At 63.9% G+C, this 22,361-nt stretch carries 22 protein-coding genes; 13 read left to right on the top strand and 9 right to left on the bottom strand.

The window, feature by feature from the left end:
- Positions 1–134: 134 nt before the first annotated feature.
- Genes BRAD3257_RS23225 through BRAD3257_RS23205 form a run of 5 tightly spaced genes read left to right on the top strand, consistent with a single transcriptional unit; the run spans position 135 to position 5,618 of the window.
- A complete protein-coding gene (locus tag BRAD3257_RS23225; RefSeq protein WP_122403756.1) occupies positions 135–2,666 on the top strand; it encodes a TonB-dependent receptor in 2,532 nt (843 codons plus the stop codon).
- Positions 2,667–2,685: 19 nt separating this feature from the next.
- Positions 2,686–3,375, top strand: a complete 690-nt coding sequence (locus BRAD3257_RS23220; protein ID WP_122403755.1) for a Fe2+-dependent dioxygenase — start codon at positions 2,686–2,688, stop codon at positions 3,373–3,375.
- Entirely contained in the window at positions 3,372–4,334 is a 963-nt protein-coding gene (gene exbB, locus BRAD3257_RS23215) for a tonB-system energizer ExbB (protein ID WP_122403754.1), read from the top strand. The genes BRAD3257_RS23220 and exbB overlap by 4 nt, the downstream gene beginning before the upstream one ends.
- A 3-nt stretch (positions 4,335–4,337) precedes the next feature.
- Positions 4,338–4,793, top strand: coding sequence for a TonB system transport protein ExbD (exbD, locus tag BRAD3257_RS23210; protein ID WP_122403753.1), 456 nt, complete (start codon positions 4,338–4,340; stop codon positions 4,791–4,793).
- 9 nt (positions 4,794–4,802) lie between these two features.
- Positions 4,803–5,618, top strand: a complete 816-nt coding sequence (locus tag BRAD3257_RS23205; protein ID WP_122403752.1) for an energy transducer TonB family protein — start codon at positions 4,803–4,805, stop codon at positions 5,616–5,618.
- On the opposite strand, the gene BRAD3257_RS23200 is transcribed toward BRAD3257_RS23205, so the two are convergent.
- From BRAD3257_RS23200 to BRAD3257_RS23190, 3 genes are all read right to left on the bottom strand, one after another.
- Complete coding sequence (locus tag BRAD3257_RS23200; RefSeq protein ID WP_122406728.1) at positions 5,606–6,028, bottom strand: hypothetical protein; 423 nt, start codon at positions 6,026–6,028, stop codon at positions 5,606–5,608. The two genes, BRAD3257_RS23205 and BRAD3257_RS23200, sit on opposite strands and share 13 nt — an antisense overlap.
- 63 nt (positions 6,029–6,091) lie before the next feature.
- Complete coding sequence (locus BRAD3257_RS23195; RefSeq protein WP_122406727.1) at positions 6,092–6,772, bottom strand: site-2 protease family protein; 681 nt, start codon at positions 6,770–6,772, stop codon at positions 6,092–6,094.
- Between the two features lie 77 nt (positions 6,773–6,849).
- Complete coding sequence (locus BRAD3257_RS23190; RefSeq protein ID WP_122403751.1) at positions 6,850–7,716, bottom strand: LysR substrate-binding domain-containing protein; 867 nt, start codon at positions 7,714–7,716, stop codon at positions 6,850–6,852.
- Between the two features lie 87 nt (positions 7,717–7,803).
- On the opposite strand from BRAD3257_RS23190, the gene BRAD3257_RS23185 reads away from it, so the two are divergent.
- Positions 7,804–8,715 carry a DMT family transporter gene (locus tag BRAD3257_RS23185; RefSeq protein WP_122403750.1) on the top strand — a complete coding sequence of 304 codons (912 nt, stop codon included), beginning with the start codon at positions 7,804–7,806 and terminating at the stop codon, positions 8,713–8,715.
- Positions 8,716–8,717: 2 nt separating this feature from the next.
- Here BRAD3257_RS23185 and BRAD3257_RS23180 read toward each other — a convergent pair whose 3' ends face one another.
- From BRAD3257_RS23180 to gntR, 6 genes are all read right to left on the bottom strand, one after another.
- Positions 8,718–9,110, bottom strand: coding sequence for a GFA family protein (locus BRAD3257_RS23180; RefSeq protein ID WP_122403749.1), 393 nt, complete (start codon positions 9,108–9,110; stop codon positions 8,718–8,720).
- Between the two features lie 3 nt (positions 9,111–9,113).
- On the bottom strand, positions 9,114–10,280 hold the full coding sequence (locus BRAD3257_RS23175) for a serine hydrolase domain-containing protein (RefSeq protein WP_122403748.1): 1,167 nt from the start codon (positions 10,278–10,280) through the stop codon (positions 9,114–9,116).
- A gap of 29 nt (positions 10,281–10,309) precedes the next feature.
- A complete protein-coding gene (locus BRAD3257_RS23170) occupies positions 10,310–11,056 on the bottom strand; it encodes an SDR family NAD(P)-dependent oxidoreductase (RefSeq protein WP_122403747.1) in 747 nt (248 codons plus the stop codon).
- Between the two features lie 16 nt (positions 11,057–11,072).
- The gene (locus tag BRAD3257_RS23165) at positions 11,073–11,804 is read right to left on the bottom strand and encodes an SDR family oxidoreductase (protein ID WP_162500320.1); all 732 of its coding nucleotides are present in this window, start codon (positions 11,802–11,804) and stop codon (positions 11,073–11,075) included.
- A 163-nt stretch (positions 11,805–11,967) separates the two neighbouring features.
- Complete coding sequence (locus tag BRAD3257_RS23160) at positions 11,968–13,797, bottom strand: IlvD/Edd family dehydratase (RefSeq protein WP_122403745.1); 1,830 nt, start codon at positions 13,795–13,797, stop codon at positions 11,968–11,970.
- Positions 13,798–13,918: 121 nt separating this feature from the next.
- Entirely contained in the window at positions 13,919–15,019 is a 1,101-nt protein-coding gene (gene gntR / locus BRAD3257_RS23155; protein WP_122403744.1) for an HTH-type transcriptional regulator GntR, read from the bottom strand.
- 202 nt (positions 15,020–15,221) lie between these two features.
- Between gntR and BRAD3257_RS23150 the strand changes: the two genes are divergently transcribed.
- From BRAD3257_RS23150 to eda, 7 genes are all read left to right on the top strand, one after another.
- On the top strand, positions 15,222–16,289 hold the full coding sequence (locus tag BRAD3257_RS23150; RefSeq protein WP_122403743.1) for an ABC transporter ATP-binding protein: 1,068 nt from the start codon (positions 15,222–15,224) through the stop codon (positions 16,287–16,289).
- 52 nt (positions 16,290–16,341) lie between these two features.
- Entirely contained in the window at positions 16,342–17,661 is a 1,320-nt protein-coding gene (locus tag BRAD3257_RS23145) for an ABC transporter substrate-binding protein (RefSeq protein WP_122403742.1), read from the top strand.
- Positions 17,662–17,727: 66 nt separating this feature from the next.
- Positions 17,728–18,681 (top strand): carbohydrate ABC transporter permease, encoded by a 954-nt coding sequence (locus BRAD3257_RS23140; protein ID WP_122403741.1) that lies wholly within the window; start codon positions 17,728–17,730, stop codon positions 18,679–18,681.
- Positions 18,674–19,597, top strand: a complete 924-nt coding sequence (locus tag BRAD3257_RS23135) for a carbohydrate ABC transporter permease (protein WP_122403740.1) — start codon at positions 18,674–18,676, stop codon at positions 19,595–19,597. The genes BRAD3257_RS23140 and BRAD3257_RS23135 overlap by 8 nt, the downstream gene beginning before the upstream one ends.
- Before the next feature lie 65 nt (positions 19,598–19,662).
- Positions 19,663–20,649 carry a D-erythronate dehydrogenase gene (gene denD, locus BRAD3257_RS23130; RefSeq protein ID WP_122403739.1) on the top strand — a complete coding sequence of 329 codons (987 nt, stop codon included), beginning with the start codon at positions 19,663–19,665 and terminating at the stop codon, positions 20,647–20,649.
- A 24-nt stretch (positions 20,650–20,673) separates the two neighbouring features.
- Complete coding sequence (locus BRAD3257_RS23125) at positions 20,674–21,642, top strand: sugar kinase (RefSeq protein WP_122406726.1); 969 nt, start codon at positions 20,674–20,676, stop codon at positions 21,640–21,642.
- 24 nt (positions 21,643–21,666) lie between these two features.
- On the top strand, positions 21,667–22,317 hold the full coding sequence (gene eda, locus BRAD3257_RS23120; protein WP_122403738.1) for a bifunctional 4-hydroxy-2-oxoglutarate aldolase/2-dehydro-3-deoxy-phosphogluconate aldolase: 651 nt from the start codon (positions 21,667–21,669) through the stop codon (positions 22,315–22,317).
- Positions 22,318–22,361 lie beyond the last annotated feature (44 nt).

The raw sequence follows: 22,361 nt of genomic DNA, 5'->3' as shown, positions 1-22,361 counted from the left end.
AGAATCGTTTTGATCTGGACTTATTCAAGCGTTCTCGCGGCTTGCGCGCATTGACCCACTATTTTGCTGCCGATACCAACAGCCCAATCGCTCATCGAAGTGAGTGAGCGAACATGAAGATGGGGCGTGTTGTAATGGGGCAGGTGGTCGCACCGAAATCGTTGCGTTCGGTGGCAGCATTCGATCCGATGGACGAGAGGTTCGCGGGCGTTTCCGGAAAAAAAGTTTCCGCGGTCGCGAGCTTGATCGCGGTGGCATCGGTGTCGAGCGGTGCGCAGGCGCAGCAGTCGAACCTGCCGCCGGTGACGGTCGATGCTCCGGTCGAGCGTCCGCGTCCGACGGCATCGAAGCCGACACCTGATCAGGTCCGCGCGCGCAACGCGCTTCGCCGCGCAGCGCAGCGGCAGCAGGCGGCGCAGACGGCTCCGACGATGCCCTCCGGTCCCGCCGACGCCGATCCCTATGCCGATCCGGCTGCGCCCTACAAGGTTGACCACGTTCAGGCCGGCGGCAAGTTTCCGGAGAAGCTGGTCGATACGCCGAAGTCGATCACGGTTCTCAGCAAGGAAGTGCTCGAGGACAAGAACGCCACGACGCTGAAGCAGGCAATTCTCAGCACGGCCGGCGTGACGCTCGGAACGGGCGAGGGCGGCAACGCCTTTGGCGACCGGTTCTTCATCCGCGGCTTCGACGCGCGCAACGACATTTTCATCGATGGCGTCCGCGATGCCGGCGTCAGCGTGCGCGAAAACTTCTTCACCGAGCAGGTCGAGATTCTGCGCGGTCCTGGTTCGACCTTCTCCGGTCGCGGTGTCGCCGGCGGTGCGATCAACATTGTCACCAAGCAGGCGACGACGGCGAGCAACTTCTACAACATGGACACGACGTTTGGCACCGACCAGACCAAGCGTGTCACGCTCGACGTCAATCAGGTGATCGACCCGACGCTCGCCATCCGAGCCGGCGGCCTGTTCCAGGATGCAAATGTCGCTGGCCGCGACTATGTCACCGATAATCGAAACGGCGCCTTCGTCGCCACGACCTGGAAGCCGACCGATGCTGTCAAGGTCACCGGCAACTACATCCATACCGAACTGACTGGCCGCCCGGATTTTGGTGTTCCCTATTATCGGCCGAGCACGACCTCGACGGCCGGCGGCCCGTTCCCGGACTTCGGCGTCAATCGCAACAATTGGTACGGCTTCGTCAACCGGGACTTCTTCCGCACCGGCCAGGACATCGGCACCATCAATGCGGAAGTGCAGATCACCCCCGACTTGATGGTAAGCAACAAGATCCGCGCGTCCCGCTCGACACAGAATTACATTGGTACGCTTCCTGAAGCGCCGAAGCTTGTCGATCCGCTCTCGGCCTCGACGCTGAGTGCAAATCCGCAGAGCCGATTCCAGGTCACGGACGTGTTCGCCAACCAGACCGAGGCAACTTACAAGTTCAATGACGATGTAGGCTTCAGACACACCTTGCTCGGCGGTGTCGAGTACGACCGCGAGAGATCGTCGATCGACAGTTATACCGGCCTCAGCTCGGAGCTGACGACCGGCACGCCCTTCAGCGGCGGCGGATCGAAGACCGACGTCAGCGTATTCGCTCCGCAATACACCAATCTTCCCTTCGGGATTCCGAGCCTCACCGGAAGTCCCACCAAGATCGGCATCGACACCGTCAGCGGCTACGTCATGGATAGCGCAAACTATCGTGACTTGGTGATCCTGAACGGCGGTTTCCGCTATGACGATTACAGCATCAACACGCGGAAGGTCGGCAGTCCTGGCCAGCAATCGGCGGAGTTTCTCATTCCGAACTTCAACCTCGGCCTGACGTTGAAGCCGGCGCCGAACGGTAGTGTCTATGTGGCGTATGCGACCTCGGCGAACCCGGTTGGCGCCGAATTCGACGGCACCAGCACGGCCTATGGCGGCCTCAACCCCAACCTGCCGGGCGGCAATACGCAGATATTCGGCCCGGAGAAGAACAAGGCCCTCGAAATCGGCACCAAGTGGGAGCTGTTCGATCGCCACCTGCTCCTGACCGCAGCGTTGTTCCAGACGACGAAAGAGAACGCACGCGAGTCGCAGAACGTGGGAAGCGCCGCCGCTGCAGCTCCTTTGGGATGCGTCTATCCGACCGGAACGACCGGCAACATATCGTGTATCACAGCCGGAGCAGCCTACCGCATTCGCGGTATCGATCTCGGTGTGGGCGGCAAGATCACCGACAAATGGAGCGTCTTCGGCGGGCTCGTGCTGATGGAATCGGAGGTCACGCAGTCGCTGGCCCCGTCGGCCAACAAGGCGCTGTATCCGACCAATGTCGGTCGTCCGCTCGCCAACATCGCGCATCAGTCCTTCAGCTTGCTCTCGAAATATCAGATCAACGACACCTGGGAGCTGGGCGGACAGGCGGTGTATCGCTCGAAGATTTACGGCGGCACTTTGCTCGCGGCGAACCAGGGCACGTCGATTCCGAGCTATTGGCGCTTCGACATGTTCGCGGAGGCCAAGATCAACAAGAACTGGCAGGTCAAGCTGTTCGTGAACAACATCTTCGACAAGCGCTACTACGACGCGCTGTACCAGAGCGCTGCGCCCTTCGTGCTGGAAGCACCGGGGCGTGCCGCTTACCTGGTGCTGTCAGCGCGCTACTGACGGAGCAACAACGAGTTTCATGCTGACATGCATCGAAAACGTTCTGAGCAAAGACGATGTGGCGGATTTCCGCCGCATCATGGACGCCAGCGCGTGGGAAGACGGCCGCTCCACCGCCGGCGCGCAGTCGGCGATGGTCAAGCGCAACGAGCAATTGCCGCCCGACGGCGAGGTCGCGCGCAAGCTCGGCAACCGCATCATCTCGGCGCTGACGTCCAACCCGCGCTTCATCGCGGCGGCGATCCCGCTCCAGATCTTCCCGCCGCTGTTCAACCGCTATGCGGCCGACAGCGGCCACCATTTCGGCCTGCACGTCGACAACGCGATCCGCGGCGACCGCCTGACCGGCCTTCGCATCCGCACAGACCTGTCGGTCACGCTGTTCCTCGCCGAGCCGGAGGAGTACGACGGTGGCGAACTTGTGATCGAGGACACCTACGGCTCGCACGAAGTCAAGTTGCCAGCCGGGGACTGCGTGCTCTATCCCTCGACCAGCCTCCATCTGGTCACCCCCGTGACCAGGGGGACGCGGGTTGCGTCTTTCTTCTGGCTTCAGAGCATGATACGGGACGATCAAGCCCGGAGCATGATCTTTGACCTCGACACCGCGATACAGGCGCTGGTGGAACGGCTCGGGCGTGACGATCCCGAAACGGTCAAATTGACGGGCATCTATCACAACCTCATTCGCTACTGGGCCGAAGTATGAAGACCATGACCTTCCAAGCAAGCCTTGCCGCAGCTTTGATGCTGGCGACCGCCTGGCTCGCTTCCCCGGCTTCTGCCCAGACACAAAGCCCGCCGGCGGCACCGGCCCAATCGACAGCTCAGCCGCCGACGGCCGGAACGGTTCCGCCGGCAACTGCGCCGATGGCCCCGGCGCCGGCAGTCTCGGCGGCTCCCGCTGCCGCGGGCGCGGGCCCCATGGCAGCCATTCCCGCGAGTGCGAAGCCGGAGCCAGCCGCCGTCGCGCCAGCCATGAAGGAATTGTCGCCCTGGGTGATGTTCATGTCGGCGGATGTCATCGTGAAGGCGGTGATGATCGGGCTCGCCTTCGCATCGCTGATGACCTGGACCGTCTTCATCGCCAAGTCGATCGAACTGTCGGTCGCTTCCAGCAAGCTTCGTTCGGCACTGAAGAAAATTGCCGAGGCGCGCTCCCTCGCCGAAGCGCAGATGGCGCTCGGCACCAAGGAGGGCATCCTGCCGTCCTTCCTGGCGGCGGCGCTGCGGGAGGCGCGGATGTCGGCCGGCTTGTCCAGCGATGCCGGCATCAACGAGCGCGCAGCTTCGAGCTTCTCCGAGATCGTGCGCGCGGAACAGCGGCGCATCCGGATCGGCATGGGCGTGCTCGCGACCATCGGCTCGACCTCGCCCTTCGTCGGCCTGTTCGGCACGGTCTGGGGCATCATGAACAGCTTCATCGGCATCTCGAAGTCGCAGACCACGAATCTCGCCGTGGTCGCGCCCGGCATCGCCGAAGCGCTGCTCGCCACCGCGATCGGCCTCGTCGCCGCGATTCCCGCCGTCATCATCTACAATCACTTCTCGCGACTGACGAAGGGCTATCTCGAGCTGGTCAGCCGCGCCTCGGGTGCGGCGGCGCGGCTGCTCTCGCGCGATCTCGACCGCAGCCACGGCAGCGCGCATTCGCGTGCGGCGGAGTAGACCATGGCCGTTTCGCTCGCAGACAATGATGACGACGACGACTTCTCGGAAACGCATGACATCAACGTCACGCCGTTCATCGACGTCATCCTGGTGCTGCTGATCATCTTCATGGTCGCCGCGCCGCTGTCCACGGTCGACCTACCGATCGATCTGCCGACGTCGAGTGCGACGCCGCAGAAGAAGCCGGACAAGCCGACTTATCTCAGCATCAAGCCCGATCTGACGCTCGCGATCGGAGAGAACCCGGTTCAGCGGGCTGAGTTGATCGGGACCCTCGATGGCCTGTCCGATATGAGCAAAGACAAGTATGTCTTCCTGCGCGCCGATCGTTCGGTCCCTTATGGCGAGTTGATGGGCGTCATGGAGCTCTTGCGCTCAGGCGGTTATACGCGGGTGAAGCTGGTCGCGCTGGAGGGCCCGCCGGGGGCACCGCCGCCAGGCGCCGCTCAGCCTTGAGGCGCAACGATGTCAGACGAACCGAGACCATCCCGGAAGCTCTGGATTTTGGCGGCAGTGGCGGCGCTCGCGCTTCATCTGGGTGGTGCAGCGCTTGCGCTGGCTCATTTGCGCACCGAGGATGACGGCGACGGCCTTGGTGCGGCCGGCGCCGAATTCGCCGTGGAGATGGCTTCTCCCAAGGCGCCCGATACCGATCTGCCGCCTGGGCCCGATAGCGAGGCGATGCAGGAGCAGCAGGCGCTTCCCGAGCAGAAGGCCGAGACCAGGGAGACGGAGCTTCCGAAGGATCAGTCACAGGAGGTCGATGATCCTGACCGCGTCGTGACCGAGAACAACACGAAGAAGCCAACGGAAGACGATCCGAAGATTCAAGCTGTCGAGACTCCCGCTGCCGAGGCATCGCCGAAGTCGGTTGCAACGGCGCGGCAGATGCTCGATGAAGACGCGCGGGAGGCCGAGAAAGCGCTGGCGCCGGTGCTGGGGCTCGGCAAGGACATCCTGAAGATCACGGCCGACTGGAACCGCAAGATCAGCGCGCACCTCGCGGCCCACAAGGTCAATCCGGAGGGCAAGCAGCCCAACAACCAGAAGGTCAAGGTGAGCTTCGCGATCAACCGGAAGGGCAACGTGCTGTCGGTTGATGTCGTGGAGTCGTCGGGGGATGCAGCCTACGATGCGGCAGCGGTCTCAATCGTTCGCAAGTCCGATCCCATCCCGCAGCCGCCCGTCGGATTGACTGACGACCGGTTCGAGCGCACCGTGGACATCATCTTCACGCCGCCTGACGCCAAGAGAAAGAAGAAGACGGCTCAGCGCCAGTAGAGCCGGATCCCAACATAAACAACGACCAGGCAGGCGAAGATCAGCGCCACCGGCAGCGGCCGTTTCTGGGGGCCGGCGAATGCCGCCGCCCCGAAGGAGGCGGCCTTCTTCGGTTTCGGTGCCGGGCGGCGGAAGGCGGTAACATTGTCCGCGGCCGGCTCGGCTTGGCGGGGGCGGACGTCGGGAGGCGTTCCCGCACCGCCCATCTCGGCGTAATAGGCCTTGTAGATCGCGCCGATGGTGGCCTCGGTAGCCTCGTCCTCGCTCATCTGCGCCAGCAGGTTCTGGTAGCCCGCCAGGAACTCCTGGGCCTCCGCCGGCAGCGCGGATGCCCCATTGAGCTTGGCCATCATCTTCCAGGTGGCAAAATCGGCGCGGGCGCGGGTGTCGGCGCGTCGCGCGATCAGCATATCGGCAGCTTTGACCAAGTCGGCCTCTCGCCCTTTCGGCGTGGGTTCCAATGTTGCGTTCAACTACGCGTTGCCAGTCAGGAAGAGAACAGCCTGAATCACATAACCGGTCAACGTCCGCAGTATTGCTGAAATAACATCAAGATTTAGACCGAACTGGGAACCCGCGAGTGGCAGCAGGATCAACAGACCGATCAGGATCAGCATGCCGAACGGCTCGAGCCGGGACAACGGCACGGCGAGCGCCCGCGGCAAAAGTCCCACCGCAACGCGGCCGCCGTCGAGCGGCGGGATCGGCATCATGTTGAACACCGCCAGGATCGCATTGATCACGAGGGCATTCTTGAGATTGTCCGCAACCCAATTCGCCGAACTCGCGGGCACCAGGGGCAGGGCATGGAAAGCGAAGGCCGCGGCCAGCGCCAGCAGGATGTTGGTGACGGGCCCGGCCAGCGCCACCCACACCATGTCGAGCCTGGGATTGTTCAGCTTGCGGAAGTTCACCGGCACCGGCTTGGCATAGCCGAACAGGAATGGCGAATGCGCAAACAGCAGCATCGCGGGCAGGATCAGGGTACCGAATGGGTCGATATGCCTGACAGGGTTGAAGCTGACGCGGCCGAGCTGCGAGGCCGTGTTGTCCCCGAGCCTGTCGGCGACGAAGGCGTGCGCGGCCTCGTGAAAGGTGATGGCGAGCACCAGCGGCAGGACCCAGACGGAGAGATCATAAATGGAAATATTCACCAGCTCATCCGCTCCGGTTCGGTCCGCGCGCTCTGCAAAGCAGGCCGTATAGGGCCACAGCCCTTTACGATCCACAGTTATATGGCGTTTAATTCCGAAATTGTCCGCTGCAGATGATCCGCCAGCTGTGCCGCCGGACGCGACAGCTTGCGCGCGCGATGGAGGCGGATGTCGGCGGCCGGCAGCGGCGGCAGGCCGTCGCGCGCCGACAGGACGCGCAGGCGAGGGGGCAGGGTGCCCACCTTCACGACCGTGATCGCGAGGCCCTGTGCCGCGATCGCTTCCACCGCCGCGAGGCTCCGGCTGACGAAGGCAAGCCGCCACGGGCGGCCGGCAGCATCGAGGGCCTCAGTGGCCCATTGGCGGAACAGGCAGCCCGGCGGGTAGAGCGCGACGGGCAGCGTGTCTCGTGGCGCGGCGGCTGAATATGACGCGGCCGCGGCCCAGACCGCCTGTTCCCGCCGCAGCAATTCGCCGCCGCCATGTCCTTCCGGATGCATGGCAATGACAAGGTCATAGGCCTCGCCGAGCCGGGCCGGCATCGTGGCGGTCAGCCCAGTCTCGATCTCGACCCGGATCTCCGGATGGCTCTTGGCAAAGCGCGCCAGCAAGGGCGGAATGACGATCGTGCCGTAGTCGTCCATTACCCCGAGGCGGACCACGGCTTCGCGCTTGCGCGCGCGGAGCGCATCGACCGCCTCTGCATTGAGGTCGAGAAGCCGTCTTGCATAGACAAGCAGCTCCCGACCCGCCGCACTCAGTGCGACGCCCGACCTCATGCGGTGAAACACCCTGACGTCCAGTCGTTCTTCGAGACGCCTGATCTGGACGCTCACCGCCGATTGGGTGCGGTTGAGGATCGCGGCCGCGCGCGTGAACGATTGATGATCGGCAACGGCGAGGAAGGCCTTCAGCAGGTCGGGGTCGAGATCGGGTGCGGTCATGACGAAAACTTATCCTGCCATGATGGAAATTCCATTCCCCGTTTCGGCGCGTCTCCTATGCTGCTCGCAAAACGGTTGGGACGAGTCATGGGCGAGATCTTTGGCGTTTTTGCCGCCGTGTTGTCGAGTGCGCTGGGCGGGACATCTATCGGTGCCACGCGCTATCTCGTCGGGAGCATCGATCCGCTCGCGATCGGCTCATTCCGGTTCGGCATCGGTTTTTCCCTGCTACTGCCCCTGACGCTGCTGCGCGGCGATCGCTGGCCGAAGCAAGGGGACTGGGCCGCCGCCATCGGACTCGGCATTCTGTTCTTTGCGCTGTTTCCGATCCTGTTCAACGCCTCGCTGATCTTCACGACGGCCGCGCGCGGCGCGCTTGCGCTGTCGACGCTTCCGCTGTTGTCGCTCTTGATCGGGGCCATTCTCGGCGCGGAAGCCCTGACCTGGCGCAAGTCCATGGGCGTCGTGACTGCGACGTTTGGCGTTGCGCTCGCGCTGCTCTCCGACCTCGCCTCGGCGCCGACAGGCGCCTGGCGCGGCGATCTCCTGATGATGGCGGCTGCGCTGTGCATGGCGCTCTACGGCATCTGGTCGAAGCCGTTGATCCGGCGCTCCAGCCCGATCGCCTTTACGACCATGAGCATGGCGGCGGGTGCGGCCTGCCTCATCCTGCTCTCCTATGTCCGCGGCAGCTTTGCGCCGGTCGCCGGCTTCGGCATGCCACAGTGGTTGGGCGCCCTCTATCTGGGTGCCTTCGGCGCGGCGCTGACCTTCTATCTCTGGGCCTTCGCACTGGAGCGCACGACGCCGACGCGCGTCGCGATCTCCGTGACGGTCAATCCGATCACGGCCTCGCTGGTCGGGGCCTGGTTGCTGAACGAGCCGCTGCGCTGGAATTTGGCGGCCGGTATCATTGCGGTGTTCGCCGGGATCTGGATCGCGACGACAACCGGACGGCGCACGCAGGCGGCGAGCGCGTCTGCGTCACACCAGATCTGACGTCACGCCGGGATCGTCGTCTGATGCTGCGTCAGGCCATCATCGAGCTTCACCCAGGCGAGCTTTTCCGACACCCAGATGTGCTCGGTCGGCGCGAAGGCGTTGCGATCGTCGAAAGTAGCGAGGGCGACGCCCGCCAGCGTGCCGTTGCGACGCCAGGCGAACAGGCGCGTGCCGCAACGCTTGCAGAATACGCGGTCGATCTTCTCGGAGGACGCATAGCGGGCCGTCTCGCCCTCGACGCTGAGCGCGCGCTGGTCGAACTGGGCGCGGGCGAAGTAGGGCGATCCCATCGCCTTCTGGCAGATGCGGCAATGGCAGATGCGGACGTTGAGCGGCTCGCCTTCCGCCTTGAACCGCACCGCGCCGCACAGGCATCCCCCTTCCCGGATCATGGCTCAGGCCACCCGCCATTCGCCGACTTGGCGCGCCATGTTCCAGTTGAGATTGTCGAGATCGCCATCCATGTCGGAATTCCTGCGTCTGGTGTTGGTGAAGGCGGCCCAGCAGAAGCCGCCATGAGTGCGCACGGCAATCGTGCTCGTACCCGGCAGGCTGCCATTGTGCCACCAATTGCCTGACTTGTTGATGCAAAAACCCTTAGCGTAGTCTGGACTGTAGCTGGGCGCGGTGGTCATGAGCTGGATGGTGCGCGGCCGCAGGATGTTCGCCGGTCTCGTGTAGCCGTCGACATGCATCAGCAGTTGCACGAGATCCGACGGCGTCGCGATCCAGCCGCCATGGGAATCCATCCGCCGGACATTCATGCCGTAGGGATTTTCGCCCTGGCCGTAATAGGCGACTTCGCCGGCCTGGCGCTGCTCGCGGGTGTTGCCGGCGATCGTCATCTCGGTAACGCCGCAGCGCGCGAACACCTCGCTGCGGACATGCTCGCCATAGGACTGGCCTGTAAGCTTCTCGATGACGCGGCCCAGCACGCAATAGCCGAAATTGGAATAGGCGTAGCGCTGGCCCGGCGGTCGGTCCGGCGGCCGATTGGCTAGCGTCCAGGCGATCAGCTCGGCATGATCCATCCGCGGATGGGTGAACATGGGGTCGCGGTCGTCGTTGCTCCAGCCGCCGGCAGTATGGGTCAAGAGATGCTCGAGCGTGATCTGGTCGATGCCGGCGGAGTTGGGCTGCCCATAGTCGGTGCCGAGCAGCGCGCCTCGGCCGAACACGCGGTCCGCCAGCTTGAGGCGGTTCTCCTCGATCAGGCGGAAGATCGTGACCGAGGTGATCATCTTGCTGACGCTGGCGATCCGGAACAGATGCCGCGGCGTTACGGCCTCGTTCCGCTCGATATCGGCCAGACCAAAGGCGTCCTCATGGACAATAGTGCCGGCATAGCCGATCGCAACGGATAGGGCCGGCACGCCGTACTTGTCCATGAAGCTGTGCGCGAGCCGTGCCATGGCGCCGCGCTCGGCCGGCGAGGGCGGGCGGATGCTCGGTGGGTTGGGCGCGAGCTGCGCAAGCGCAGTCGATGACAGCAGCGGCAGCGCGCCTGCGCCCGCTGCGAGCTTCACGAAATCCCGACGCCTGAAATCACGTCCGAGTCGCATGGTCCGCCCCTCCAGGGGCGGCCAGTACTTCAGTAGGTCGCCCGTCCGCCGGAAATATCAAACACCGCGCCGGTGGAGAAGGCACAATCTTCGGATGCAAGCCAGCTCACCATTGCGGCGAGCTCTTCCACCAGCACGAAGCGTCCCTTCGGGATCTTCGACAGCATGAAGTCGATATGCTGCTGCGTCATCTGGTCGAAGATCGCGGTCTTGGCGGCCGCCGGTGTCACCGCGTTGACGATGATGTCATGGGCGGCGAGCTCCTTGCCGAGCGATTTCGTCAGCGCGATCAGGCCGGCCTTGGAGGCCGAGTAGTGCGCGGCGTTCGGATTGCCTTCCTTGCCGGCGATCGAGGCGATGTTCACGATGCGCCCGTATTTCTGCTTGAGCATTTCGGGCACGACCGCCTTGCAGCATATGAAGGGACCATCGAGGTTGATGCGCAGAACTTTCCGCCATTCCTCCAGATCGGTCTCCCAGACCGGCTTGTTGACGCCGGCGATGCCGGCATTGTTGACGAGGATGTCGATCTTGCCGAAGGCGGCGAGCGTGGCATCGCGGGCGGTCTCCACGGCAGCCGTGTCGGTGACGTCGACCTTGAAGACTTTGGTCTCGCCGCCGATCTCCTTTGCGGCCTTCTCGGCCAGCGTGGCATCGAAATCCCAGATCGCGACCTTGGCGCCGGAGGCCACAAAGCGCTCGGCGATGGCGCGGCCAAAGCCCTGCGCGCCGCCCGTGACGACAGCGACGCGGCCGTTGAGATCGATCTTGTTCATGCCGGGGCCCTTGGCGTCAGAGCATGTAGCCGCCGTCGACGACGAGGTCGACGCCGGTGGTGAAGGCGCTCTCGTCGCTGCCGAGATAGACCGCCATAGCCGCGATCTCCTCGGCGGTGCCGAGCCGGCCCATCTTCTGGCGGGAGATGAACATCTCCTTGCCCTGCGGCCCTTGCGCCGCGGCGCGGTCGAGCATCGAAGGCGTCTCGACGGTGCCCGGGCAGATCGAGTTGCAGCGGATGCCCTTGGTGATGAAGTCGAGCGCGACCGCGCGCGACAGCAGCGACACCGCCGCCTTCGACGAGCTGTAAACGTAGCGGTTCGCCGGCGGCCTCAAGGCCGCGCAGGACGAGATGTTGACGATGCTGCCGCCGCCGCCCGCAATCATGTCGGGCAGGAAGGCCTTGATGGTCCGGTGCATCGACTTGACGTTGAGGTCGAAGGAGAAGTCGAAATCCTCTTCCGAGCACTCCAGGATGGTGCCGTGATGCACGAAGCCGGCGGCGTTGAGCAGGATGTCGATCTTGCCGACGCGCTTGGCGAAGGCGTTGACGTCGGCGGTGTTGCGGACGTCGAGCTTTGCCACTTCGGCGATGCCTTCCTTGCTCAGGCTCGCGATGCCGGCCTCGTTGATGTCGGTGGCGATGACGGTTGCGCCTTCACGCGCGAATGCGATGGCGCAAGCGCGCCCGATGCCTGCTGCCGCTGCCGTGACGACGGCGCGCTTTCCCTTGAGGCGGTCTGCCATTTTCTTCTCCCTTGTGTTCATTCGAATGCCAACCCCACGTCATTGCGAGGAGCCCGCGACAAAATTGCGAAGCAATTTTGCGCTGGCGATGAAGCAATCCAGACTCTCTCCGTGGACAAATCCCTGGATTTGCTTCGTTACGGTCGCAATGACGGTGTGGCTGTCAGTGATTATCCCGCGCCACACCGAAGGTGCCGGCGACGTTCTGGTAGCGCGTGGCGAGCTCCATGCAGGCGCCGGTCGACTGCTGGCCGACGGTGTTGCGGTAGATTTCTTGCCACGGCGTCTGGTTCGGTGGATGCCTGAAGCCGCCATTGGCCTTCAGCTCGGCGTGGCGCTTCTTCAGCTCCTCGTCCGAGATCAGGATGTTGGCGCTACCCTTGTTGAGGTCGATGCGCACCTTGTCGCCGGTCCTCAGGATCGCGAGGCCTCCATTGGCGGCGGCTTCCGGCGAAGCATTGAGGATCGAGGGCGAGCCCGAGGTGCCGGACTGACGGCCGTCGCCGATGCAGGGCAGGGACAGGATGCCGCGTTTGATCAAGGCTGCCGGCGGCTGCATGTTCACGACCTCGGCGCCGCCGGGATAGCCGATCGGGCCGGTGCCGCGGATGAACAGCACGCAGCGCTCGTCGATGTCGAGCGAGGGATCGTCGATCCGCTCGTGGTAGTCCTCCGGACCCTCGAACACGATGGCGCGGCCCTCGAAGGCGTTCGGATCCTTGGGGTTGCTGAGATAGCGGTCGCGAAACTCCTTGGAGATCACGCTGGTCTTCATGATCGCGGAATCGAACAGATTGCCCTTCAGCACCAGGAAGCCGGCATCCTTCACCAGCGGCTTGTCGTAAGCCCAGATCACGTCGTTATCGGGCTCCGGCGCAGACTTGCAGTTCTCGCCGATGCCGCGGCCGTTGACCGTGATCGCATCCTCATGGATGCGCTTATGCTTCATCAGCTCGCGCACCACGGTGGGCACGCCGCCGGCGCGGTGGAATTCCTCGCCGAGATAGAAGCCGGCGGGCTGCATGTTGACCAAGAGCGGCACGTCATGCCCGTATTTCTGCCAGTCCTCGATCGACAGCTCGACGCCGATATGGCGGGCGAGGGCGTTGATGTGGATCGGCGCGTTGGTCGAACCGCCGATCGCCGAATTGATCACGATGCAGTTCTCGAACGCCTTGCGGGTCAGGATGTCCGAAGGCTTCAAATCCTCCCAGACCATCTCGACAATGCGCTTGCCGGTCTCGTAAGCGATCTGGCCGCGCTCGCGATAGGGAGCGGGGATCGCCGCGCAGCCCGGCAGCGAGAAGCCGAGCGCTTCGGCAAGCCCGTTCATGGTCGAGGCCGTGCCCATGGTGTTGCAATGGCCGACCGAGGGCGCCGAGGAAGCCACGATCTCCATGAACTCCTCATAGTTGATCTCGCCGGCCGCGAGTCGCTCACGCGACTTCCAGACGATGGTTCCGGAGCCGGTGCGCTCGCCATTGTGCCAGCCGTTGAGCATCGGGCCACCCGACAGCACGATCGCGGGCAGGTTCACGGTCGCCGCCGCCATCATGCAGGCCGGCGTCGTTTTGTCGCAACCGGTGGTGAGCACCACGCCGTCGAGCGGATAGCCGTAGAGGACTTCGACCAAGCCGAGGTATGCGAGGTTGCGGTCGAGCGCCGCGGTCGGGCGCTTGCCGGTCTCTTGAATCGGGTGGGTGGGGAACTCCATCGCGATGCCACCGGCCTCGCGGATGCCTTCGCGGACGCGGTGCGCGAGCTCGATGTGGTGGCGGTTGCAGGGCGAGAGGTCGTTGCCGGTCTGGGCGATGCCGATGATCGGCTTGCCGGATTGAAGCTCGGCGCGGGTGAGGCCGTAGTTCAGATAACGCTCCATGTAGAGCGCAGTCATGCCCGGATTGTGCGGGTTGTTGAACCATTCCTGCGAGCGAAGGTGGCGGCGAGTACCGTTGCTGCCGGCGGCATGCCCATTGGTTGGTTTCTTTGTCATTGGTTTCTCCTGCAATGCAAACGCACTGGCGTCCGTCTCATGGTGTCGGCATGCGCGATGCCCAACGGCGCGAGCGATGATTTGCTTCCCGCTGGCGGGTCGTTTCCTCACGAGCCCGATACTAGTCGTGGCTACTTGGTAACGCTATCATTTTGTTCGCGGCACCCGCGCCGGAAACGGCCGGCCTGCTGTCTGAACGTCGCGCCGACGAGCTTTGCCGCTCGATCACCTTGAAGCCGAGATCGAGCACGGGCTGCTCAGGGCGCCGGCCCTCGATCGCCTCGATCAGCATGGTGGCCGCGGTCTTCCCCATCTCGTAACGGTTGGTGCGGACGCTGGTGAGGGTGGGGACGGCGGAGGCCATGAATTCGAGGTCGTTGAAGCCGACGATCGCGATCTGCCCGGGCACCGCGATCTCCCGGCGGCGGCATTCGAACAGCACGCCGAGCGCGAGGTCGTCATTGGCGCAGAACACCGCATCGATATCGGGCTCCCGCGCCAGGAGATCGGTGAACAGCGCTCCGCCGAGCGTCACCGACGTCGGTGTGGCCGTCGTGACGACGAGGCGCTGATCGAACAATGCGGCGTCCTTCATGGACGAGACATATCCGTCCATCCGCCGTTGCACCCTGGGATCCATGCGTGCGCCGACGAAGCCGATCTTGCGGTGACCTTGTTCGAAAAGGTGCGCAACCGCCGCGCGGGCTGCATCATAGTGCGAAAAGCCTATCATCATGTCGACCGGATCCGGGCCAATCTCCATGATCTGCACGATCGGGCAGTCCGCGGCTTGAAGCATCGCGCGGGACTCGGCGGTCTGATCGATGCCGGTGACGATCAGCCCGGCCGGCTTCTGCGCCAGAAACAGGCGCAGCAACTTTTCTTCCTGGAGAATGCTGTAGCGCGTGTTGGACAACTGAATCGAGTAACGGCTGCCTTCGGACGCGTCATAGATGCCGCGCAGCACGTCCGAGAACACATTATTGGTGAGAGAGGGGATCAATACACCGATGACTTCGGTGCGTTGCGAGGCGAGTGCCCGTGCGGCAAGGTTGGGCACGTAGCCGAGCTCCTTGGCGGCGCTCTCGACCCGCGTCCGCTTGGCGACCGACAGGGCCTCCGGGTTGCGGAAGAAGCGGGACGCGGTAATCGGGCTGACGCCGGCGAGCTCGGCCACTTCGGCCAGCCGGATTTTGCCTGACTTGGTGCGTTTTCGACCCATTTGCTGCTCTTAACACAGTCAGTCCTGCAAACAAAGGAACGTTGACAGCGCTACCAGCAACGACTAACCAAAGACAAATTGCCAAAACCGCACAAACTACCGACAATGTCGCCCGTTAAGATCGGGCTTCGTTCGGTGAAGTCTGAAAAACAAGACGGTCGCGGCGCTTGGAGGCGCGGTGGACTTTCGAGGAGGGAATTAGATGTCGTCTGTGCAAATCCGCGACGTGCGGAAATCGTTCGGCAATTTTGAAGTCCTGCACGGCGTGACGATTCCAATCGAGGACGGCCAGTTCGTCGTCCTGGTTGGCCCCTCCGGCTGCGGCAAGTCGACGCTTCTGCGCATGCTCGCCGGCCTCGAGAACATCACCTCCGGCACGATCTCGATCGGCGACCGCGTCGTCAACAATGTCCAGCCCAAGGAGCGGGACATTGCGATGGTGTTCCAGAACTACGCGCTCTATCCGCACATGACGGTGGCCGACAACATGGGCTTCTCGCTCAAGTTGCGGAATGCCAGCGCCGACGAGATCAACAAGCGCGTCAAGCGCGCCGCCGAGATTCTTGCGCTGTCGCCGCTGCTCGACCGCTATCCGCGCCAGCTTTCCGGCGGCCAGCGCCAGCGCGTCGCCATGGGCCGTGCCATCGTGCGCGATCCGCAGGTCTTCCTGTTCGACGAGCCCTTGTCGAACCTCGATGCCAAGCTGCGCGTCGCCATGCGCACCGAGATCAAGGAGCTGCACCAGCGGCTGAAGACCACCACCGTCTACGTCACCCACGACCAGATCGAGGCCATGACCATGGCCGACAAGATCGTCGTCATGCACGATGGTATCGTCGAGCAGATGGGTACGCCGCTCGAGCTCTATGACAAGCCCGACAACCAGTTCGTCGCCGGCTTCATCGGCTCGCCCGCGATGAACTTCCTCAAGGGCCATGTGCGCGTCAACGGCGTTGCCACCTTCGAGGGGCCGAACGGCGTCAAGCTGCCGCTCAAGACCGCGCCGACGGCGTCCGACGGCCGTCCCGCCGTCTACGGCGTGCGGCCCGAGCATTTCACCATCGCCGACGACGGTGCCGAGGCCGAGATCATCGTGGTCGAGCCGACCGGTTCGGAGACGCAGGTGTTCGCAAAGCTTGGCGGCGAGCAGGTCGTCGCCGTCTTCCGCGAGCGTCACCAGTTCAATCCGGGCGACAAGGTGCGGCTGAAGCCCGACCCATCGCTGGTACATCTGTTCGACGATGCGACGGGCAAGCGAATGAACGCCTAGCGCATAAGGCGACAAGGCATAAGACAACAAAAAGCATCACAGGGAGGACGACATGCAAGACTTTACCCGCCGGTCTCTGCTTCAAGGCGGCACGGCTTTGGCTGCGACCGGCATGCTGACCGGGCCGGCACTGTTCGACTTCGCCAAGGCCTGGGCGCAGAGCGCGCCCTGGAAGGCGGAGCCCGGTGCCAAGCTGACCGTGATGCGGTGGAAGCGCTTCGTGCCGGCGGAAGACGATGCGTTCAATGCGATGGTGGCCGCGTTCAAGGCTGCGACCGGCACCGAGATGAACGTGTTCAGCGAATCCTTCGAGGACGTGCAGCCGAAGGCCTCGGTTGCGGCCAATACCGGCTCCGGGCTCGATCTCGCCTGGGGTCTGCACACGCTGCCGCAGCTCTTCCCCACCAAAGTGCTGAAGATGAACGACGTCGCCGACTATCTCGGCAAGAAATACGGCGGCTGGACCGATGCGGCCGCCAAGACCTGCAAGCTCGGCAACGACTGGCTCGGTATTCCCGTCGCCACCAACGGCGGTTACATGACCTACCGCAAGTCGGCGCTCGACAAAGCGGGCTTCAAGGAATTCCCGAAGGACTTCCCCGGCTTCCTCGAGATGTGCAAGGCTTTGAAGGCGAACAACACGCCCGCCGGCTTCGCGCTCGGTCATGCCTCGGGCGACGGCAATTCGTGGCTGCACTGGGTGCTGTGGGGGCACGGCGCCTACACGGTCGACCAGAACGACAAGATCATCATCAATTCGCCGGAAACGGCGAAGGCGCTGGAATATTGTAAGGCACTGTACGAGAGCTTCATCCCGGGCACGGCGTCCTGGAACGATTCCTCCAACAACAAGGCCTTCCTCGCCGGCGAGCTCTATTGCACGGCGAACGGCATCTCGATCTACGTCGCCGCCAAGACCGATCCCAGCAAGAAGGAGCTTGCCGAGGACACCTATCACGCGCTCTGGCCGGTCGGTCCGGTCGGCAAGCCGACCGAGCTGCAGCTGGCGCTGCCGATCCTCGCCTTCAACTTCACCAAATATCCGAATGCGGCCAAGGCCTTCGTCGCCTTCATGCTGGAGAAGGAGAACTACGAGAAGTGGCTGGATGGTGCGCAGGGCTACCTGACCCAGACCCTGAACGCCTACGAGAATGCGCCGATCTGGACGGCCGACCCCAAGAACACCGTGTTCTCGCAGGCCTCCAAACGCACGCTGCCGGCGTCCGGTATCGGCACGGTCGGCGAGAAGGCGGCGACTGCAATCGCCGACTTCATCGTCGTCGACATGTTCGCCAACTACTGCACCGGCGCCAAGGATGCGAAGGCCGCGATGGCGGAAGCCGAACGCCAGCTGAAGCGCATCTACCGCTGACGGCCACGGAGCGGGCGGCAGTGTCGCCGCCCGCTCGTCAACATTTCTCGATCAGGGATATCGGGCATGGCTGATGTCGCAATTCCCCGGGCCAAGCCTCAGATGAGCGAGGACAACGCCTGGACCCGGCTCAAACACAATCGCAACTGGCTCGGCTTCTGGTTCATGGTGCCGGCCATGGCCTTCCTGATCTTCTTCCTGGCCTATCCGCTGGGGCTCGGCATCTGGCTGTCCTTCACGGACACCCGCATCGGCAGGGTCGGACACTTCATCGCCACCGAGAATTACGAGTGGCTGTGGGACGATTCCATCTTCTGGCTGTCGGTGTTCAACACGCTGCTCTACACGTTCATCGCCAGCGCCTTCAAATTCGCGATTGGGCTGTACCTGGCGCTGCTGCTCAATGAGCACATGCCCTTCAAGGCGATGCTGCGCGCGATGGTGCTCATCCCGTTCATCGTTCCCACGGTGCTCTCGGCGCTTGCGTTCTGGTGGATCTTCGACTCGCAATTCTCGATCATCTCCTGGTCGCTGAGACACCTCGGGCTGATCAGCCAGAACATCAACTTTCTCGGCGACACCACTTGGGCACGGATCTGCGTGATCTTCGCCAATGTCTGGCGCGGCGTTCCGTTCGTGGCGATCACGCTGCTCGCAGGCCTGCAGACCGTCTCGCCGTCGCTCTATGAGGCCGCAACCCTCGACGGCGCCACGCGCTGGCAGAACTTCCGCTACATCACCTATCCGCTGCTGACGCCGATCATCGCCGTCGTGATGACGTTTTCTGTGCTGTTCACCTTCACTGACTTCCAGTTGATCTGGGCGATGACGCGTGGCGGCCCGGTCAATGCCACCCACCTGATGGCCACGCTATCCTATCAGCGCGCGATCATCGCTGGGCAGCTGGGCGAGGGCGCCGCGATCTCCAGCGCCATGATCCCATTCCTGCTCGCTGCGATCATGGTGTCCTGGTTCGGCCTGCAGCGGCGCAAGTGGCAACAGGGAGAAAGCAATGACTGATCTTCCTGCCTCGAAAGTCGATCTCAAGAGCGTGCTATCGTCGCCATCGCGCGTCGATCACAGCGAGGGCATGAGTTATCTGCAGTCGGTGCCGCGCAGGATCGTGACGCTCTATCTGCCGCTGGCGATCATCGTCTTCATCCTGCTGTTCCCGTTCTACTGGATGGCGCTGACCTCGGTGAAGCCCGACGAGCAGCTGCTCGACCTCGACAAGTACAATCCGTTCTGGACCTGGAATCCGACCTTCAAGCACTTCCACAAGCTGCTGTTCGAGAGCTATTATCCGCACTGGCTCTGGAACACGATGTACGTGGCAATCTGCGCCACGGTGCTCTCGATCGTCGCATCGGTGTTCGCGGCCTACGCTATCGTGCGGTTGCGCTACAAGGGGGCCAATCTCGTCGGCGGGCTGATCTTCCTCGCCTATCTGGTGCCGCCTTCGATCCTGTTCATTCCGCTTGCCACCGTCGTTTATCAATACGGTCTCTTCGATTCGCCACTGGCGCTGATCCTGACCTATCCGACGATCCTGATCCCGTTCTCGACCTGGCTGTTGATGGGCTATTTCAAAACCATCCCGTTCGAGCTCGAGGAATGCGCGCTGATCGATGGGGCGAGCCGCTGGCAGATCCTGGTCAAGATCGTCGTGCCGCTCGCCATTCCCGGCCTGATCTCGGCCTTCATCTTCTGCTTCACGCTGTGCTGGAACGAGTTCATCTACGCCCTGACGTTCCTGCAGTCGACCAGCAACAAGACGGTGCCGGTGGCGATCGTCAACGAGTTCGTGGACGGCGACATCTACCGCTGGGGCTCGCTGATGGCGGGCGCGCTGGCCGGCTCGCTGCCACTCGTGATCCTTTACGCCTTCTTCGTGGAGCATTATGTGTCGGCGATGACCGGCGCCGTGAAGGAATGATCGCGGGGCTTGCCGAGGGCGCATCAGGAGCGGTGCGCTCCGGACAATAAGAAGGAGTTGAGCTCTTGCACATTCTGGTTCTCGGCGCCGCCGGCATGGTCGGCCGCAAACTCTGTGAACGGCTGTTGCGCGACGGCCGGCTCGGCAAGAGCGACATCACCAAGCTCACGATGCACGACGTGGTCGAACCGAAGAAACCGGAGAAGGCCGGTTTCCCCGTCGAGACCATGTCCGGTGATTTCGCCGTGCCCGGCGCGGCCGAGAAGCTGATCGCCGGCCGTCCCGACGTGATCTTCCATCTTGCGGCCATCGTCTCGGGCGAGGCCGAGCTCGATTTCGACAAGGGCTATCGCATCAATCTCGACGGCACGCGGATGCTGCTCGATGCCATCAGGCTGGCGGGCGGCGGCTACAAGCCGCGCGTCGTCTTCACGTCCTCGATCGCGGTATTCGGCGCGCCGTTTCCCGATGCGATCGGCGACGAGTTCTTCCACACGCCGCTGCTCAGCTACGGCGCCCAGAAGGCGATCGGCGAACTCCTGCTCGCCGACTATTCGCGCCGCGGTTTCCTCGACGGCATCGGCATCCGCCTGCCGACCATCTGCATCCGGCCGGGCCTGCCCAACAAGGCGGCATCGGGCTTCTTCTCCAACATCCTGCGCGAGCCGCTCGCCGGCAAGGAAGCGATCCTCCCCGTATCCGAGGACGTCCGCCACTGGCATGCCACGCCGCGCTCCGCCGTCGGCTTCCTGCTGCACGCGGGGACCATGGACCTCGCCACCGTCGGCCCGCGCCGCAATCTGACCATGCCGGGCCTGTCGGCCACGGTCGGCGAGCAGATCGCCGCCCTGAAGCGTGTTGCAGGCGAGAAGGTCGCCGCCCGCATCAAGCGCGAGCCCGATCCCTTCATCGTCGGCATCGTCGGCGGCTGGCCGCGCAATTTCGATGCAAAGCGTGCGCGCGAGCTCGGCTTCACCACCGCCGAGAAGAATTTCGACGATATCATCCGCATTCACATCGAAGACGAGCTCGGCGGCAATTTCGTCGCCTGATCTCTGACTGAGCGGACCCGAGTGATGGCGAGCGTTGCTTGCATCGGTGAATGCATGGTCGAGCTCCGGCAGGCGCAAGGAGGCGCCTCTGCCGGGCAGGGCGGCGGGCTCTATTCGCGCGGCTTCGGCGGCGATACCCTCAACACCGCCGTCTATCTGGCGCGGCTCGAGGTCAAGGTCGATTATCTCACCGCGCTCGGCGATGATGCCTTGAGCGATGAGATGATCGCGGCCTGGCATGCGGAAGGCGTCGGCACGCGCCGCGTCGTGCGGCTGCCGGGCAAGCTGCCCGGCCTCTACATGATCCAGCTGGATGCCAAGGGCGAGCGCCAGTTCTTCCACTGGCGCGACAGCGCGGCAGCGCGCCAGCTGATGAGCCTGCCGGAGACGGACGAGCTGCTCAACTCGCTGATGAGCTACGACGTCGTCTATCTCTCCGCCATCACGCTCTCGATCTACGACGCCCCCGGACGCGAGCGCCTGTTCACGGCCATCAAGCGCGCGCGCCTGCTCGGCACCCGCTTCGTGTTCGACACCAATTTCCGCGCGCGGGGATGGCCCGATCGCGACGTCGCCCGCGAGGTCTTTGCCACGGCCTTCGCAGCCGCCGACATCGTGCTGACCTCGACCGAGGACCTGCTTGCGCTCCATCCTGGCGAGACCCACGACCAGCTCATCGCGCGCATCCCCACGCCGGAGCTGGTGTTCCGCCTCGCCGAGCCAGTCAGCTTGCTGCGGTTCCCCGGCGGGACCAGCGAGGTCCGCGCCGAGCCCATGACCAAGCCCGTGGTCGACACCACCGCCGCCGGCGACAGCTTTGCTGCCGCGTACATTGCCGCCCGGCTCGCCGGCGCCGAGCCGGTCGAGGCCGGCCAGGCCGGGCACCGACTCGCCAGCATCGTGATCTGCTATCCCGGCGCCATCATTCCGGGCTATGCCATGCCGCCGAAGAAGCGGCACCGGCCGGCCGGCTCTCGCCAGGCCACCAAGTGAAGCCACCAAGCGAAATCGAGCCCCATGACCACGACTGCCCAACAGAATCACCTCGTCGCGCTGTTCAAGGCAGCGACCGTCATTCCCGTCCTCACCATCGAACGCATCCAGGATGCCGTGCCGCTGGCGCGTGCGCTGGTCGCCGGCGGCGTCCGCACGCTGGAGGTGACCCTGCGCACCCCAGTTGCGATCGAGGCCGCGAGGGCGGTGATGGCAGAGGTCCCCGAGGCGGTCGTCGGCATCGGCACTATCCTCAACCCGGCCGATTTCACCCGTGTCGAGAAGCTCGGCGTCGCGTTCGGCATCAGCCCGGGCCTGACCCCCGATCTCCTCAAGGCCGCAACCGACAGCTCCTTGCCGTTCGCGCCGGGCGTTGCCACAGCCTCCGAGCTGATGGTGGCGCTGTCCTACGGCTTCGATGTCGCAAAGTTCTTTCCGGCGGAGCAGGCCGGCGGCATCAAGGGCCTGCGTGCCCTCGGCGGCCCGTTCCCGAACGTGCGGTTCTGCCCGACCGGCGGGGTCGGCGAGGCTAATGCGGCGACCTGGCTGGCCGAGCCCAACGTCGTCGCGGTCGGCGGGTCCTGGCTGTGCCCGACGGCGGAGATCCGGGCTGGGAACTGGGCCGGCATAACTGCCATCTGCCAGCGGACGCTTCAGGCCCTGAAAGCCGCGTGAAGTCTTGCCATCCCTGGGCTAAGACTTAGCTCAGGGAGAGACCT

The organism is Bradyrhizobium vignae (assembly GCF_900324035.1).
Lineage (GTDB): Bacteria > Pseudomonadota > Alphaproteobacteria > Rhizobiales > Xanthobacteraceae > Bradyrhizobium > Bradyrhizobium vignae.
Note: the sequence above shows the minus strand (reverse complement) of the source record. Positions and strands in the feature narration are given on the sequence as shown.

What these genes read in the sequence shown, in the direction of transcription:
- BRAD3257_RS23135 (WP_122403740.1), top strand. Translation starts at nt 18,674, where the DNA reads ATGACTGATCTTCCTGCCTCGAAAGTCGATCTCAAGAGCGTGCTATCG.
- BRAD3257_RS23150 (WP_122403743.1), top strand. Translation starts at nt 15,222, where the DNA reads ATGTCGTCTGTGCAAATCCGCGACGTGCGGAAATCGTTCGGCAATTTT.
- BRAD3257_RS23185 (WP_122403750.1), top strand. Translation starts at nt 7,804, where the DNA reads ATGGGCGAGATCTTTGGCGTTTTTGCCGCCGTGTTGTCGAGTGCGCTG.
- BRAD3257_RS23140 (WP_122403741.1), top strand. Translation starts at nt 17,728, where the DNA reads ATGGCTGATGTCGCAATTCCCCGGGCCAAGCCTCAGATGAGCGAGGAC.
- BRAD3257_RS23220 (WP_122403755.1), top strand. Translation starts at nt 2,686, where the DNA reads ATGCTGACATGCATCGAAAACGTTCTGAGCAAAGACGATGTGGCGGAT.
- BRAD3257_RS23225 (WP_122403756.1), top strand. Translation starts at nt 135, where the DNA reads ATGGGGCAGGTGGTCGCACCGAAATCGTTGCGTTCGGTGGCAGCATTC.
- eda (WP_122403738.1), top strand. Translation starts at nt 21,667, where the DNA reads ATGACCACGACTGCCCAACAGAATCACCTCGTCGCGCTGTTCAAGGCA.
- BRAD3257_RS23180 (WP_122403749.1), bottom strand. Translation starts at nt 9,110, where the DNA reads ATGATCCGGGAAGGGGGATGCCTGTGCGGCGCGGTGCGGTTCAAGGCG.
- BRAD3257_RS23160 (WP_122403745.1), bottom strand. Translation starts at nt 13,797, where the DNA reads ATGACAAAGAAACCAACCAATGGGCATGCCGCCGGCAGCAACGGTACT.
- BRAD3257_RS23200 (WP_122406728.1), bottom strand. Translation starts at nt 6,028, where the DNA reads ATGCTGATCGCGCGACGCGCCGACACCCGCGCCCGCGCCGATTTTGCC.
- BRAD3257_RS23190 (WP_122403751.1), bottom strand. Translation starts at nt 7,716, where the DNA reads ATGACCGCACCCGATCTCGACCCCGACCTGCTGAAGGCCTTCCTCGCC.
- BRAD3257_RS23165 (WP_162500320.1), bottom strand. Translation starts at nt 11,804, where the DNA reads ATGGCAGACCGCCTCAAGGGAAAGCGCGCCGTCGTCACGGCAGCGGCA.
- gntR (WP_122403744.1), bottom strand. Translation starts at nt 15,019, where the DNA reads ATGGGTCGAAAACGCACCAAGTCAGGCAAAATCCGGCTGGCCGAAGTG.
- BRAD3257_RS23170 (WP_122403747.1), bottom strand. Translation starts at nt 11,056, where the DNA reads ATGAACAAGATCGATCTCAACGGCCGCGTCGCTGTCGTCACGGGCGGC.
- BRAD3257_RS23125 (WP_122406726.1), top strand. Translation starts at nt 20,674, where the DNA reads ATGGCGAGCGTTGCTTGCATCGGTGAATGCATGGTCGAGCTCCGGCAG.
- BRAD3257_RS23145 (WP_122403742.1), top strand. Translation starts at nt 16,342, where the DNA reads ATGCAAGACTTTACCCGCCGGTCTCTGCTTCAAGGCGGCACGGCTTTG.
- exbD (WP_122403753.1), top strand. Translation starts at nt 4,338, where the DNA reads ATGGCCGTTTCGCTCGCAGACAATGATGACGACGACGACTTCTCGGAA.
- BRAD3257_RS23175 (WP_122403748.1), bottom strand. Translation starts at nt 10,280, where the DNA reads ATGCGACTCGGACGTGATTTCAGGCGTCGGGATTTCGTGAAGCTCGCA.
- BRAD3257_RS23205 (WP_122403752.1), top strand. Translation starts at nt 4,803, where the DNA reads ATGTCAGACGAACCGAGACCATCCCGGAAGCTCTGGATTTTGGCGGCA.
- exbB (WP_122403754.1), top strand. Translation starts at nt 3,372, where the DNA reads ATGAAGACCATGACCTTCCAAGCAAGCCTTGCCGCAGCTTTGATGCTG.